The sequence below is a fragment of the Paenibacillus sp. J31P316 genome (assembly GCF_056269105.1).
On sequence record NZ_JBWDNI010000006.1, the window covers coordinates 211,351 to 225,027 of the forward strand.

General features: G+C 56.4%; 13 protein-coding genes. 3 read left to right on the forward strand and 10 right to left on the reverse strand.

Translation table 11 applies throughout. From position 1 onward, the window contains the following. Positions 1 to 491: 491 nt before the first annotated feature. On the reverse strand, positions 492 to 1,397 hold the full coding sequence (locus AC0YNU_RS20085; RefSeq protein WP_475759882.1) for an aldo/keto reductase: 906 nt from the start codon (positions 1,395 to 1,397) through the stop codon (positions 492 to 494). A 316-nt stretch (positions 1,398 to 1,713) separates the two neighbouring features. Between AC0YNU_RS20085 and AC0YNU_RS20090 the strand changes: the two genes are divergently transcribed. Continuing rightward, entirely contained in the window at positions 1,714 to 2,562 is an 849-nt protein-coding gene (locus AC0YNU_RS20090) for a helix-turn-helix domain-containing protein (protein ID WP_475759884.1), read from the forward strand. 246 nt (positions 2,563 to 2,808) lie between these two features. On the opposite strand, the gene AC0YNU_RS20095 is transcribed toward AC0YNU_RS20090, so the two are convergent. The 7 genes from AC0YNU_RS20095 to AC0YNU_RS20125 all read right to left on the reverse strand — a co-directional run bounded on the left by AC0YNU_RS20095 (position 2,809) and on the right by AC0YNU_RS20125 (position 9,418). Then, the gene (locus tag AC0YNU_RS20095) at positions 2,809 to 4,431 is read right to left on the reverse strand and encodes an ankyrin repeat domain-containing protein (RefSeq protein WP_475759886.1); all 1,623 of its coding nucleotides are present in this window, start codon (positions 4,429 to 4,431) and stop codon (positions 2,809 to 2,811) included. A 163-nt stretch (positions 4,432 to 4,594) separates the two neighbouring features. Further along, entirely contained in the window at positions 4,595 to 5,020 is a 426-nt protein-coding gene (locus tag AC0YNU_RS20100) for a PH domain-containing protein (RefSeq protein WP_475759888.1), read from the reverse strand. A gap of 145 nt (positions 5,021 to 5,165) precedes the next feature. Beyond that, entirely contained in the window at positions 5,166 to 5,579 is a 414-nt protein-coding gene (locus AC0YNU_RS20105) for a hypothetical protein (protein ID WP_475759890.1), read from the reverse strand. 289 nt (positions 5,580 to 5,868) lie between these two features. Beyond that, the gene (locus AC0YNU_RS20110) at positions 5,869 to 6,381 is read right to left on the reverse strand and encodes an acyl-CoA thioesterase (RefSeq protein WP_475759892.1); all 513 of its coding nucleotides are present in this window, start codon (positions 6,379 to 6,381) and stop codon (positions 5,869 to 5,871) included. 6 nt (positions 6,382 to 6,387) lie between these two features. After that, positions 6,388 to 7,170: a polysaccharide deacetylase family protein gene (locus tag AC0YNU_RS20115; protein WP_475759894.1), complete on the reverse strand. Its 783-nt coding sequence runs from the start codon at positions 7,168 to 7,170 to the stop codon at positions 6,388 to 6,390. 222 nt (positions 7,171 to 7,392) lie between these two features. Next, positions 7,393 to 8,517: a phosphodiester glycosidase family protein gene (locus AC0YNU_RS20120; RefSeq protein ID WP_475759896.1), complete on the reverse strand. Its 1,125-nt coding sequence runs from the start codon at positions 8,515 to 8,517 to the stop codon at positions 7,393 to 7,395. Positions 8,518 to 8,740: 223 nt separating this feature from the next. Continuing rightward, positions 8,741 to 9,418: an alpha/beta fold hydrolase gene (locus AC0YNU_RS20125; protein ID WP_475759898.1), complete on the reverse strand. Its 678-nt coding sequence runs from the start codon at positions 9,416 to 9,418 to the stop codon at positions 8,741 to 8,743. 205 nt (positions 9,419 to 9,623) lie between these two features. Between AC0YNU_RS20125 and AC0YNU_RS20130 the strand changes: the two genes are divergently transcribed. Further along, on the forward strand, positions 9,624 to 9,962 hold the full coding sequence (locus tag AC0YNU_RS20130; protein ID WP_475759900.1) for a winged helix-turn-helix transcriptional regulator: 339 nt from the start codon (positions 9,624 to 9,626) through the stop codon (positions 9,960 to 9,962). Positions 9,963 to 10,135: 173 nt separating this feature from the next. Here the strand turns inward: AC0YNU_RS20130 and AC0YNU_RS20135 are convergent, their stop codons facing one another. After that, the gene (locus tag AC0YNU_RS20135) at positions 10,136 to 10,807 is read right to left on the reverse strand and encodes an MgtC/SapB family protein (protein ID WP_475759902.1); all 672 of its coding nucleotides are present in this window, start codon (positions 10,805 to 10,807) and stop codon (positions 10,136 to 10,138) included. Between the two features lie 210 nt (positions 10,808 to 11,017). On the opposite strand from AC0YNU_RS20135, the gene AC0YNU_RS20140 reads away from it, so the two are divergent. Next, positions 11,018 to 11,434 (forward strand): HIT family protein, encoded by a 417-nt coding sequence (locus AC0YNU_RS20140; RefSeq protein WP_475759905.1) that lies wholly within the window; start codon positions 11,018 to 11,020, stop codon positions 11,432 to 11,434. Between the two features lie 216 nt (positions 11,435 to 11,650). Here AC0YNU_RS20140 and htpG read toward each other — a convergent pair whose 3' ends face one another. Continuing rightward, positions 11,651 to 13,543, reverse strand: coding sequence for a molecular chaperone HtpG (gene htpG, locus AC0YNU_RS20145; RefSeq protein WP_475759907.1), 1,893 nt, complete (start codon positions 13,541 to 13,543; stop codon positions 11,651 to 11,653). Positions 13,544 to 13,677 lie beyond the last annotated feature (134 nt).

A 13,677-nucleotide genomic window follows, 5' to 3' on the forward strand; every position in this document is an offset into this window, starting at 1 on the left:
GATGCAAATATGCAGTTATTTCCCTGGTTTATTGCGAAAGTGACTAAGAAATGGATGATTAAATGCAGATTTGCAGTTATTTTCGTTTTTCGAACGAATTCGTTGAAAATAAGTGCAGAAATGCACTTATTTCTTTTTGAACGAACAATTCGTGCACCACTAGCCGACAACAGGTAGTTAACTTCTCCAATCGTCGGTTCTGCGGTCGGCCTAGCTTCCGCCCCCAACCCCTAGTGCAGCCGGCAGTGCACCTTCCCCTCTCGAGGCGATTGGGTTGGCTCGCCAGTGGTTGGACTGCGTTCGCATTCGCTGGAGAGCGCGAAAACCGCTTCTGAAGAGCCGCCTGCAGTAAGCTAAATCGCGAGTATCCGGCTTGGCCCTTGGCATCGACCGGCCGCGGGCATTCGATTCGACCATAGGCTTCGATCCGGCCGCAGGTTTTCGGCTAAGGCCGCAAACAGGCAGCGCTCGCTCTAGGACTCCTGGACACCTTATTTAAACAAGGACGGCGCGCCGTTGAACAGTTCCAGCACGCGCTCGTGATCCTGCGGGTCTAGGCCTTGGCCGTCGCAGTAGGCGGCGTTGGCCCGGATGAAGCTGCTGGTCGCCGCTCCTGTCAGGGTAACGTGGATGTCGGGGTTTTGCAGGCTGAAGCGATAACCCGGCTCGATGAGTCCCTTCGGCTCGGCGCGGCGAAGGAACTTCAGCTTCTCCATCCGCTCGGCGGCCGCGTCGATCATTTCCTGGCCCAAGAATTCCGCGGGGGATTCGGCGAGCAGACCCATGCCGAGCACGCTGCCGTTGATGACGCCCATGTTCTTCGCTCTTGCCAGCGGCAGAATCTCGTTCGCCGCGGAGAAGTCCACCAGCATGTAGCGGGCATAGAATTGAATCGCGTCGAACTGGTCCGTCTCCATGTATCGCTTCATCAGCGGCAGGACGCGCGTGCTGAAGCCGATATGGCGTATCTTGCCGTCGGCCCGAAGCTTCTGAAGCGCGGGAAGCGTCTCGTTCATGATGAGCTCGAACGGCTGCTTTTCCACGTCATGGATCTGCAGCAGATCGACGTAATCCGTCTGCAACCGCTTCAAGCTTCCCTCTACGGAAGCGATCGTGCTCGCGTAGTCGTAGGGCAGATCGGAGCGGACGGCTTTGGTCGACAGGACGACTTTCTCCCGCCGACCGCCGCGAAGCGCATGGCCGATGCGTTCCTCCGACTTGCCGCCGCCGTACAGCGGCGCTGTGTCGATGAAGGTAATCCCGAGATCGATCGCCTCGTGGACGGTGCGCTCCATCTCCGCTTCGGTCGTGTTCTCGAACCCGCCGCCGAGCGGCGCTCCGCCGAGCCCCAGCTTGGAGACGCGCAGTCCGGTCTTCCCGAATGTCGTATATTCCACGATGTTTAAGCTCCTTTCTATTTCACTTCGTTAATAAACGTCCCCATGAAGCCGGACTTGTCCGCCAGGCGCTGCAAGATCCGAAGCCGCGGACTTGAAAACCAGCTCCGGCCGTTCCGCCTCGCCCACCTCGTCGGAGATCGTCGGCTCCTACACTCTGCTGACTCCGACCGCTCCAGACCGTGCGCAGCAGCACCTGACTAGATATGTCGATTTTGCTATTCCGATAACCACTTCTTCACTATATAATAGAATTTGACGGGATCGAATACCTCGTTTTTGCGATCGACACCAATATTTTGCGGAGCTGATTGAGATGTATGAAGCGCGTTATGTGGCCAAACCGGATTTTGACCGCTTTCCTGGCTACCCCATCGCGATTGGGCATATTTTCGAAGAGAGCGGCCATCTCGTGAACGGGACGCTGTATCCGCCGCTCATGTACAATCTGCATCTCGTCGTGCGTGGCAGGGGCTGGCTCAAGACGGACAACGAGACGCTGGAGCTGCTGCCGGGAACGGGCTTTCTCTGCTCGCCGCATCAGGTGCAGCACTTCGGCTCGGACAGCCGGGAGCCTTGGGAAGTGTGGTGGCTTCTCTTCGGCGGAGAGGGTCTGCAGGCGATGTTCGGCGACAAAAGCATGGGGGACGTATGGGTATTCTCGTTCGAGGAGCATGAGCGGCTGGAGGCGTTGATTCGGGAGCTGTGGCGCTTGGCCGGACTGAGCAGCGTGCCGAGCGTGCCGAAGAAGGCGGCGCTGCTGTACGAGATCATCGCGGAGGTGCTGCTCGGAGCCGGCGACTTGAATGCCCCGAGCACGCGCAGCCTGGAGCAGAACATCCGGCGAACCGCGGAGTACATGCGCACGAACTGCAGCAGACGGCTGCCGCTTGGCAAGCTCGCCGACTTCAGCGGGCTGAGTCCCGCTTACTTCAGCCGAAGCTTTCACGAGGTGATGGGCATGCCGCCGCTCGTCTACTTGAACGAGCAGCGCATCGAATTGTCGAAGCAGATGCTGATCACGACGGCCAAACCCGTGAAGCAGATCGCGCTGGAGGCCGGCTTTGCGAAGCCGAGCTATTTTATCGAACGCTTCCGCCTCGCCGCGGGCATGACGCCGACGGCTTATCGGGCGGGGTTTACCGGCGGAAATGCGGAGAGTTGATTCGTCTTATAGATGCACGAAGCAGACTATGTTTCCATTCATAACGTTCCTAACGTGAAAAGGCAGCCGTTGTCGGCTGCCTCGTTGTTGTCTGCAATTATTATTCAATTGTCTTCAATCTTCTGCAATTGTTATTCCATTGTCTTCAATCTTCTGCAAATGTTATCCATCATGGTCGTCATGAATGCTCTCGTATGCCTGAAATTCACGTCCGCAGTCCGCTCGCCGCGCATACGCGTTAGCCGTCTACGACATCGTGACGGTAAGCTGCTGATGCCCCGCATCTTCCGTCACCGTAATTACGGTATCGCCCGACAACTTATATACCGTATCGCCCAGCCTGTATTCGTTAAGCTGATACGTTCCCGGGGGCAGGTACAAGCCGAGCTTGCCGTTTACGACCTCCACCGCCGACAAGATGCTGGTGCCGTCCGCGTTAGATAAGAACGCGGCGCCGCCCTGGTTTTTGCCCGCATTCGCGATCGTCACGTCTACGTTCAGTTCCGGCAGCCGGATACTGGCCGGAGAAGCAATGCCCTGCTCGACATGGAGCCGCTTATCCGAGAACATGTAGACTGCGCCGGGGCGCATGATACTCGGAATGCCGTAATCGCCGTCAGGCACGTCCAGGTTGATGCTTCCGCTCTGCCAGAAGAAGCTCTTGTTTACGCTGCCCTCGCTGCTGGTTCCCTCCACGAAGATGGTCCCCTCGGAGACAGGCTTGCCGTCCCCATATTGAACCGAAAGCATCGGGATATGGCGAACCGCGCCGCTATCCGGATCCAAGATGAAGAAGCTGGTGGCGCCGCTTCGAACCGCGCGCTCGTACGGCGTGGAACCCATGGAGTCCTTCCGATGCGGATCGGCGCCGTGACGGACGAGAAGCTGCGCGACCTCGCGGCTGTTGGCTTGGATGGCGTTGGTCAGCGAATCGTTCTCCGTCGGATCGCCGCCGTAGTCAAGCAAGAGCTTCACGATCTGCGCGCTGGGAGGAATGATCGTTTCCGTGCCGTCCGCGTTCATGGCGTGGATGCTGTTGCACGCAACGGTCAGCAAGGTCGCGTTAAAATTCGGCATCGTCATATTGGGATCCACGCCATGCTTCAGCAGCACCTCCATCAGCTGGCTGTTATGCGACATCAGCACCTCGAACACCCGCTGCTTATCGAACGTGCCGCCATGCTCCAGCAAGACCTTCGCCGCTTCCGCATGATCGTTCAGCACGGCATAGTCCAAGGCCGTATTTTGCCCATACTCGTTCACCAGCATGACATTGACATCCACGCCCCGGCTAAGCATGGTTTCGATTACGGCAGCATCCCCGTTCCGCGCCGCCTCGAACAGCAGCCGCGCAAACCCCCGCATCTGATCCTCCGTGTAGCCGATCGTCGCCGTCTTCTTGCCTCCGGCGGTGCTGTACGCAACCGACTTGTCCAGCACGAGCGACACGAACTTGGCCGGGACGTACAGGCGCCCGTCCTGGATCGTCGGCGGTGCCGGCAGCGGAATCGTCTGCTTGCCCTTCACGGCGTATTTCGAGCTAAGCTTGCCTTCGACCTGAACCGGCCCTTTGCCGGCATACAGGTGTCCGGTTTGCATGCGGAACGGGATGCCGACGGCATCGAATATGGCTTTTGCCGGGAACATTAGATTCCCTTGAATGAGAATCGGAGGCGCGGTAAGCTTCAGCGGCTGTCGATCCAATACGACGGAAATTGCCGTGTCGCTCTGCGACGGCTTGACGGTGGACTGGACGGACGAAGAAGGCGCGGCCTCCGCGGCCGGCAGCCCAAGAGCGCCCAGCAGCAGCATGCCCCCGATTCCGTACGAGATAACGCGATAGAAAGTCGAAGCGCGATATGAACGCATGAAATGACTACACTCCCCTTGGTAATTCAGCTCTCTATCAAGCTGTTATTTTAGTTAACCTAGTAAAATTTACCATGACAAGACAACGCCGTCCAGCTAGCAATGGGCATGTTCCTCCGCCGCATGCGCACAAAAAAAACCACCCATCCCGGGTGGTCGCATGCTAGCCGTTCCATCTTTTGCTGTTCTGGTGCGCGATCGTCACGAAGGCGACGTAGATCGGCTGCACGTTGAATTTCTTGCCGAATTCGAATTTGTACGCGGCGGTGTGCACCTGGTTCGCTTTATGGAAAGGCGAAGTGATGTAGTGGATCGTCAGCTCGCTGTCATCGAACCCCGTTCCGCCCGTTTCCATCGTCACTTCGTAGATCGAATCCAAATGTATGGAGGCCACTCTCGTTTTCTTGCCGGTCACGCCTTGATGATCGATCAGAATGATGCGTTCGTCCGTGATAATAAACGTATCCCGAACTAATTTGAAGCCCATGTGCACGTTCTCTTGGGGCATCATATAAGCGCCGTATTGCTGTTGAAGCTCTTGCACGGATACCTCCGAATAGTTACCCAGCAAGCCGTTGAACAATCCCATGCCATTCCCTCCGCGATCGTATTGAACGCTAGCGACAGCGCCAGCCTCGAGAATAATAACATAGCACAAGCCGCGAAGACGCGATACGGCAAAATAAGTCCGATCGGCCGATCGCTGCCGTCCGTTGCAGGCATTCATAGGGGCGCTACTTCGCTGCGTAAGCAGACATCGTATACCTGAATAACGCAAACCCGAGCAAGATATAGACGACAGGCGTAATCATGGAAGACAGCGACATGTTCGTAAACGGATATAAACAGACGAACGCGTAAATCCATAGCCCGTATGGCGTATACTTCACGTTCGCCGAGGCCAGCGTCAGCCATACTCCCAGCAGGAAAGCAAGATAAGCAAGCGAAGACAACGGAATCGTAAAGAAGGCGACGTTAAGCCCGTGATAGCTCGAGAACGGAAGAATTTCGTAAAGCAGTTCTTTCAGCATGAGCACGCTCAGACCGCCGAACAGCACATGCAGCTCGAATGGCCGGATCAAGGAATACCAGCCGAACGTCTCGAACCACTTGCGAAGCGAATGCAGTAACTGCGCAAATCGTTGCATCAAGAAATCCCCCTCGAATGACGGATATGGTATTGTTATAAACCTATGACGCCGTCCGTGAAATACCACTTCCCGCCAACCTTAATCGGATCATGGTTGTCCTCCTCGCGGGCCAAGCCATGCAACCCGGCCAAAGTTGGCGGGAAGTCGACGGCGAGTTCGGAGGAAAGTCGCCGCCGCGTTTCGATCCGACGCAAAAAAGGCTTGACCACATGGCCAAGCCTTCCCTGATCTCCTCGAAGGAGCAAAGATCTTTTGTACTTCACGCTATAATCATTCCTCGCAAACCCTACTCCCACGGATACGCCGTCACCAAATAATCCGCGAATTTCTTGCTCTCTTCCCGCCGATGCTTCCGCATGTGCGTCCGGTACTCCGCCGTCTCGAAGAGCTTCTTCTCTTCCTCCGATTCCGGAATGACCTGCGGCACGGGAACGGGGCGGTTGTTATCGTCGAGCGCGACGAAGGTCAGGAACGCGGTGGCCGCGATCGTGCGTTCGCCGCTGTTCATATCCTCGCGGATGACCTTGACGAACACTTCCATGGAGCTCGTCCCGGTATGCGTGATGAACGATTCCAGCGAGACGGAGTCGCTTGGCCGGATGGGGCTCAGAAAGTCGACCGAGTCGGTCGAGGCCGTAACCGCGGTGGTCCGGCACAGCTTCGCGACGGAGATCGAGGCGATATCGTCGATATAGGACATGAGTTTGCCGCCGAACAACGTATTGTGATTATTGACGTCGGTCGGAAATACCCGGAGCACCTTGAAGCAGCGCGTCTGCCGAATGAACTTGGTTTCCATTTCGCTTCACTTCACTCTCTTAGAAGATGGAGATTCTCTAAGAGATGATTTCGCGGCGGGCAGCAATTCTCCTGTTTTATCCGCGATCAGCTCGGAAACGGTCACAAGGCGATAGCCCCGTCGTTCCAACTCCGGCAAAATGATCCGCAGCGCTTTTACCGTGTGAGCGGATCCCGAAATATAGTCGTGCAGCAGCACGATATCGCCGCTCCGCGCGTTCTTCAGCACTTTGTTCACGATGTGCCGTACCCCGGGACTGCGCCAATCCTCGGTATCCTGGTGCCAGGACCACAGGACGGTCGTATAGCCGAGCCTGCGGGCAACGTCGATCGTGGCATCGCTGTAGAAACCGCCGGGCGGACGGAACAGATGCGGCTTCCTGCCGGTCAATTCGATCAGCGAACGGTCGGTCCGCTCGATTTCCCGCTGAATGGTATCCCGCTTGATTCCTTTGGAAAAGTACACGTGATTGTACGTATGATTGGCGACTTCATGCCCCTCCGCGATCTCCCGCTTGATGATGTCGGGATACTTCTGCACGCGAAATCCGATGACGAAGAAAGTAGCTTTGGCCCGGTACTGCTTCAGCAGGTCGAGAATTTCGACCGTCGTCTCCGGATCCGGCCCGTCGTCGAACGTCAGCGCAAGCTCCTTCCGCTCGAGCGGCAGCTCCCAGATGATATCCCCCCGGCTTTCATAGAAATGCCGGTCCTTGCGCGGCGCCTGGAATCCGCACAGGATGCAGACGCAGAGCGCGACGGCCAACAACCGATTCGATAAATGCCGCATAACGGCTCCTCCCTTGGTGCTTTGGCAAATCTGTGGCAAAACGGTGCAATCCTCTTTACTATGCGGATGAAAGCGGCGTTTTATGCCAGCTTCCGCGCAATGCGGAATGTGCGCCCTTGAGACGGATTGTCCACAACCCGAGAGGTCGCCCAGCACAAAAAAAGAACGCCCGAGGGCGCTCTTATGCGATTGAATATCTGCCGTAGCTAGCCTTTCCGATGATTACGAGGCCGTGTTGGTCCGCGGCTGCGATGAATCGAAATGCTGCATGTCGATGCCGTCCCAAATATTGCCCGAATCGAATTGCTCCGGATGGTCGAAGACGAGAAAAGCGGACGGCAGGTAGCGCATGCCGTATTTGCTGGACGGCTTGTTTACGACTTGGTCGTCCTTCACCAGCACGGTAGAGGAACCGCCGTCGAGATTCGCGGCCGTTACCGCGCCCTTCTGCAGCAAAATCTTCTGAATATCGTAGAGCGTCGCGCCAACGGAATAGCCAGGTTGACGGCCGTCGATCACGACGAACATAATCGTGCCGTCCTTCTGCTGCGCCATGACGGTTCGAGGCGCGATGCCCCAGCCGTCGGCTTGGTTCTTGATCAGGCCTTTGCCGTTAACGATGAACTTGGGCTGGAAGGTCACCGCGTCTTTCACGCCCATCTGCAGCAGTTCCGACGGCTTATACCGCCCGGCTACCATCAGGCCGTCCTTGTCGATGCCGACAACATTGACGGGCGCCTGCAGGCCGTCGCCTTTGTAAAGCACCTTGCCGCCCGACATGACGATGCCCGCAGGCTTGAAGCCGTTGCCGTCCCATTCCGGATCGTCGAACGCGCCGCCGTTGACGCCGGCGATCGCGCCGGTACGCTTCACCATGCTGAGCACGGTTTCGCCGGAGCCGACGATGCTCGTCGTGGCGACGCGGATCATCTTCGGATCGTGGACGTACATGATGAAACCTTTGAACTTCGCGGTCGAGATCTGCTCGATCTGTACGTCGCTCGCGGGGTGGGACGCCAGCGCAACGTTATGCTCGTCCTTGATCTGACCCATCTCGTCGAACCGCTTCATGTACTCGGCCACCCGGTTGTCCAGCTCGCGCTGCCCGATGAGGTACTTCGCCAAGTATCGATGCTGGCTGGAGATCAGCGTGTCCGCCATCATATAACGGATGTCCGATCCGGACGGCGTAAGATAGAACCATCCGCCCGCACCCAGCATAATTACCAACACCCCGGCAAAAGCTATCGATACTCGCTTTTTCCACCTTCGGAACGCGCTTGTTTTCTTGAATTTCGGTTGTCGTTTATAATTAGGCTCAAATGAGGCCTCATGTTGAGTATTCATGCTCTTCTCCTTTAGCCGCGCCATAGTCGTGCAAACGAACGGCAGCGCAAGCGCTCCGTCGCTTCCAACCACTATACGCCCGCTAGCTTAAGAGAAGCTGAAAATCGGTCGTGCAAATACTGGCAGTCCGGCTTCCATGGCCGCTGCGAGCCTGAAGAAAAGGTCCAGGACACGCTGCGTGTCGTGGACCTTTTTTATGGTCTGCCAGTCTGCCGAGCTTTCGCTAACCATTCGTTGATACCGTAAGGAGGAGTTCCAAAAGCTTATCGGGTGCCTCAGCCATAATATTGTGTCCGACTGGCAGCGAGAAGACCGTCCATGCCGGATCTTTCCGGAGGCGTTCATAAGTGCCGGTAAACGGTGTTTCATTCCAGTTGGATAAATAAACGTAGTAGTGGCGCAACTTGTTCGCCGGTTGACCCTTCAACCGTATCTTTTGAACGAAAGAAGCAAGCGGGTGTGGCGTAACTCTAGCATCATGCAGCCTTGGAGGCGGACTTACCGCATATCCGTTCAAGGAAGCTCCTTCAATGTATTGCTGTCTAAACGTCTCATTCGACAGGTCCCAGCACGATTCTCCGTCAGCCGGAACGTAAGCATCTATGAAGACTAGGCTTGATATACGTTCCGGAACCGCGTCTGCAACCCCTGAAATAACCATCCCGCCATAACTATGACCACAAAGAATAACGTCGGTAACCCCTTCGGTTCTAATGAATGCGATCACGTCTTGAATATGCGTCTCCAGATTAACGGAGGCTGTCAGAAGGTGCTGACGTTCACCGAGGCCAGTGAGAGTCAGCGGATAGACATCGTGTTTCTGCTCGCGCAATGCTGCAGCTAGGCTCTGATAATACCATCCTGCATGCCATCCCCCAGCAACAAGTACAAATGTCGCCATGTATTTCCCCTCCTAAATGAAGCCGATTTAAGTTCCGCGCAGTTGGTGTCAAGGTTGAAGATGCGCGAGTCTTCGATTGGGTTTTCGTTTTACGCCTTGTTTTTCACGGCGATGGATTTATAATAATGCCAATATATCGCATTTGAAAGTAGGCACCTTTTTATCCGATACGAACCTAAAGGTAACTAATGGGGGGAGAACTTGAATGATACCGAAGAAGGAATTGCCCTTTTGCCCGGTCGCAACGACCGTCGGCTTGATCGGCAATAAGTGGAAGCTTCTCATCTTGCGGGACTTGTTGACGGGATCCAAGCGTTTCGGCGAACTACGGAAAGGGCTGCCCGAAATTAGTCAAAAGGTTTTAACCCAGAACCTGCGGGCCATGGAGGAAGACGGTATCGTCACCCGGAAGGTCTATGCCGAAATTCCTCCGAAAGTGGAGTATGAACTAAGCGAATTGGGCGATACCTTAAGACCGATCATTGATTTAATGCGAACCTGGGGCCGTAACTATAAGACGATGGTTAATGAATCTATAGAATAACGGGGCGATGCCATGATCATGAGGCTTGGCGCAGAACCAAGGAGAGGATATCGGTAACGAGCGTAAAAAGAGCGCCCCTATGGACGCTCCCCGGAATCTAAACTCGTAAAGCCGTGCAACTTACCGGCATCCAACGGCGTCGACGCCTGCGAGGCAGCGTGTCAAAGAAGGCGCTACTGCGTCTCGACCCGCAGCACCTGCGGCACCCGCTGAATGATCGGCAGGAGCTTCGCCGCGCCGCCGGCCGAGGAAACCCTGACGATCATGTCCAGCTGCAGCACCTGGCCGTCCCCGCCCCGCAGCTTCTCGGCATGAAACTGCAGCACGACGACCCCCGCCGATTCGAGAGCGGATTGCAGCGCCTCCGTCGCGCCGTCTTCATCCGCTAAACCGATGGTCAGCTGCTCGCTCTTCGGTCCGTCCACCCAGCTAAACCCGCCGTGCAGCAGCTTTTGCCCGGCTAGAATGAGAATCGTTACCCCGATTCCGAGCACGTACAGATTCGCGCCGATCGCCATCCCGATGCCGGCCGTCACCCATAGTCCCGCGGCCGTCGTCAGGCCTTTGATCGTCTGCCGCTGCATGAAGATCATGCCCGCGCCGAGAAACCCGACGCCGCTCACCACCTGTGCCGCTATTCGAGAAGGATCCAGCGCGATACCGGTGTCACCCTGCATATCGTGGAACCCGTACTTGGAAATCGCCATCATAAGCGCCGCTCCGACCGCCGCGACGAAATGCGTCCGAATGCCCGCCTCCTTCATCCGGCTCTTCCGTTCCCAGCCGATGAGCAGACCGCATGCGCCCGCGACCGCGATCCGGACCAGCAATTCGTATTCCATCATCCCCGCCTCCCTCGTCTTCTATATGTACGCCAATCGGGCGGGATTCAAACCCCACGCCGAACGGAGGAAGGCCGCTGCAACCTTGCCTCATCGCTTGACGTCGACTAAATCGCTGGCAAGATCCTTCTAGCAAAACGCATGCTCTGACGAGCGTCATCCGTTAATTTCTCCCGTTCCATTACTATCACTCGACAAGGAAGGTGTATTCCTATGGAATGCCTAGGCTGCCGTATCGCCAACGGCCTCGAGCCGAACGTCAACGTGATCTACGAAAATGAACATGTCGCCTGCGTGCTCGATATTGCGCCTTTTAACGAAGGGCATCTGCTCATCCTGCCCAAACGGCATGTGCTGGACGTGGAAGAGACCGATGACGCGACGGCCTACGCCGTCATGGACGCGTCCAAGATGCTGTCCGCCCTGCTCAAGCAGGCGTTCCGGCCCGACGGCATTACCATCTGCCAGAACGGCGGCCGCTTCAACGACCTCGGCCATTATCACATGCATCTCATCCCCCGGTATGCCGGAGACGGCTTCTCTTGGAGCGAGCCGCTTGAGCCGCACGGTGCGGAACGGCGGCTTGCGGAGACGAGAGGGAAGCTAGTGGCCTCGCTTCGGGTGAATTGAGGATGCGGGCAATACCCGAGCGCCTGTCGCATAGAGGGTCCCGCTCACGACATTTTGCACTAGCGACTCGTATTTGCTGCCTAGCGTGCAACTTTCCGAAGCTGACGGCGTCTTCACGCGCCCAATTCAGGTCCACAACAAACGAAGAGCAGCCCCGGTTTCCCGGGAGCTGCTCTTCGTTCTTTCACGTCGTTACTCCTACATGCCGTTTATCGTTTACACCATGACTTTGCAAATATCGTTCGTGAACGCCACCGGATCCTGGATCGGCAGACCTTCGATCAGCAGCGCCTGGTTGTACAGCAGCTGCGTGTACAGGTTCAGCTTCTCGTTGTCCTTCTCCGCGGCTTCCTTCAGCGATTGGAACACGGGATGGTTCACGTTGATCTCGAGCACCTTCTCCGCTTGCACGCCGTCGTTGTTCGGCATTGCGTTCAGGATTTTCTCCATCTCGATGGACAATTCGCCCTCGCTCGTGAGGCAGACCGGATGACTCTTCAGGCGCTTGGACGCCTTCACCTTGGTCACCTTGCCGCTCAGCAGCGTCTGCATTTGCTCGAACAGTTCCTTGCTGCCCGCTTCTTCCGCTTCCGGTTTGTCGGCATCCGCATCCGGCTCGATGCCGAGGTCGCCGCTCGATACGGATTTGAACTGCTTCTCCTTGTAGCTCATGATCGACTTCAGCGCAAACTCGTCGATGTCGTCGGTCAAGTACAGGATTTCGTAGCCTTTATCGGACACCATTTCCGTCTGCGGGAGCTTCTCGATGCGCTCGATGGAGCTGCCCGTCGCGTAGTAAATGAACTTCTGGTCTTCCGGCATGCGCGAGACGTATTCGTCCAGCGACACCAGCTTGTTCTCCTTGGAGGAGTGGAACAGCAGCAGATCCTGCAGCACGTCCTTGTTCATGCCGTAGTCGCCGTATACGCCGAACTTCAGCTGGCGGCCGAACGACTTGTAGAACTTCTCGTAATTGTCGCGCTCGTCCTTCAGCAGGCTAAGCAGCGTGCTCTTGACCTTGTTCTTGATGTTCTTCGCGATCAGGGTCAGCTGGCGGTCATGCTGCAGCATTTCCCGGGAGATGTTGAGGGACAGATCCTCGGAGTCGACCATCCCTTTCACGAAGCTGAAGTAGTCCGGCAGCAGGTCGCCGCACTTGTCCATGATCAGGACGCCGTTGGAATAAAGCTCGAGCCCCTTCTCGTATTCTTTCGTGTAGTAGTCGAAAGGGGTGTTCTCCGGAACGTACAGGATCGCCCGGTAGACAACCGCGCCGTCCGCGCTGATATGGATATGCTTCAGCGGCTTGTCGAAGCCGTAACGCTTCTCGTTGTAGAACTGCTCGTAGTCGGCGTCGGTCAGCTCGCTCTTGTTCTTGCGCCAAATCGGCACCATGCTGTTGACCGTCTGCTCTTCGACGTACGATTCGAATTCCGGCGCTTCGCCTTCGGCTGCTTCGGCCTTCGGACGCTGCCCCGTCACGTCCATCTTGATCGGGTAACGGATGAAATCGGAATATTTCTTGATGATGGAGCGGAGGCGGTATTCCTCCAGGAACTCATCGTAATTGTCGTCTTCGGTGTTCGTCTTGATATGAAGCACGATCTCGGTGCCCACGGAAGCTTTCTCGGCCGGAACGATCGTGTAGCCGTCCGCGCCTTCGGATTCCCACTTGAACGCCTCGGCGCTGCCGAGCGCGCGGCTCGTGACCGTTACGCGGTCCGCCACCATGAACGCCGCATAGAAGCCGACGCCGAATTGGCCGATGATGTTGTGGCCTTCCTTGCTCTCGTTCTCTTTCTTGAAGGCCAGCGAGCCGCTCTTCGCGATGATGCCGAGGTTATTCTCCAGGTCCTCCTGCGTCATGCCGATCCCGGTATCGGCGATCGTCAAGGTGCGGCCTTCTTTGTTGGCGGTGATTTTCACGTAGTAGTCGGCCGCGTTGAACGCGATGCTCTCGTCGGTCAGCGCCTTATAGTAGATTTTATCGATAGCGTCGCTTGCGTTGGAGATCAGCTCCCGCAGGAAAATCTCGCGTTGCGTGTAGATGGAGTTGATCATCATTTCCAGCAGTCGCTTGGACTCTGCCTTGAACTCTTGCTTCACCATGGTACGGAAAGCCTCCCCGAATGAATGTTGTTAGCACTCTGATGCTCGGAGTGCTAACGCTACTCTTTTTATAGCATACTTCCGGGTACGGGCTCAAGTCCGAAGACGCAGAAATATTGCTGACGCTGCTTGAT

Coding starts and splice junctions, on each gene's coding strand:
- htpG (WP_475759907.1), bottom strand. CDS start 13,543: ATGGTGAAGCAAGAGTTCAAGGCAGAGTCCAAGCGACTGCTGGAAATG.
- AC0YNU_RS20110 (WP_475759892.1), bottom strand. CDS start 6,381: ATGGAAACCAAGTTCATTCGGCAGACGCGCTGCTTCAAGGTGCTCCGG.
- AC0YNU_RS20100 (WP_475759888.1), bottom strand. CDS start 5,020: ATGGGATTGTTCAACGGCTTGCTGGGTAACTATTCGGAGGTATCCGTG.
- AC0YNU_RS20090 (WP_475759884.1), top strand. CDS start 1,714: ATGTATGAAGCGCGTTATGTGGCCAAACCGGATTTTGACCGCTTTCCT.
- AC0YNU_RS20135 (WP_475759902.1), bottom strand. CDS start 10,807: ATGATGGAATACGAATTGCTGGTCCGGATCGCGGTCGCGGGCGCATGC.
- AC0YNU_RS20130 (WP_475759900.1), top strand. CDS start 9,624: ATGATACCGAAGAAGGAATTGCCCTTTTGCCCGGTCGCAACGACCGTC.
- AC0YNU_RS20095 (WP_475759886.1), bottom strand. CDS start 4,431: ATGCGTTCATATCGCGCTTCGACTTTCTATCGCGTTATCTCGTACGGA.
- AC0YNU_RS20105 (WP_475759890.1), bottom strand. CDS start 5,579: ATGCAACGATTTGCGCAGTTACTGCATTCGCTTCGCAAGTGGTTCGAG.
- AC0YNU_RS20125 (WP_475759898.1), bottom strand. CDS start 9,418: ATGGCGACATTTGTACTTGTTGCTGGGGGATGGCATGCAGGATGGTAT.
- AC0YNU_RS20140 (WP_475759905.1), top strand. CDS start 11,018: ATGGAATGCCTAGGCTGCCGTATCGCCAACGGCCTCGAGCCGAACGTC.
- AC0YNU_RS20115 (WP_475759894.1), bottom strand. CDS start 7,170: ATGCGGCATTTATCGAATCGGTTGTTGGCCGTCGCGCTCTGCGTCTGC.
- AC0YNU_RS20120 (WP_475759896.1), bottom strand. CDS start 8,517: ATGAATACTCAACATGAGGCCTCATTTGAGCCTAATTATAAACGACAA.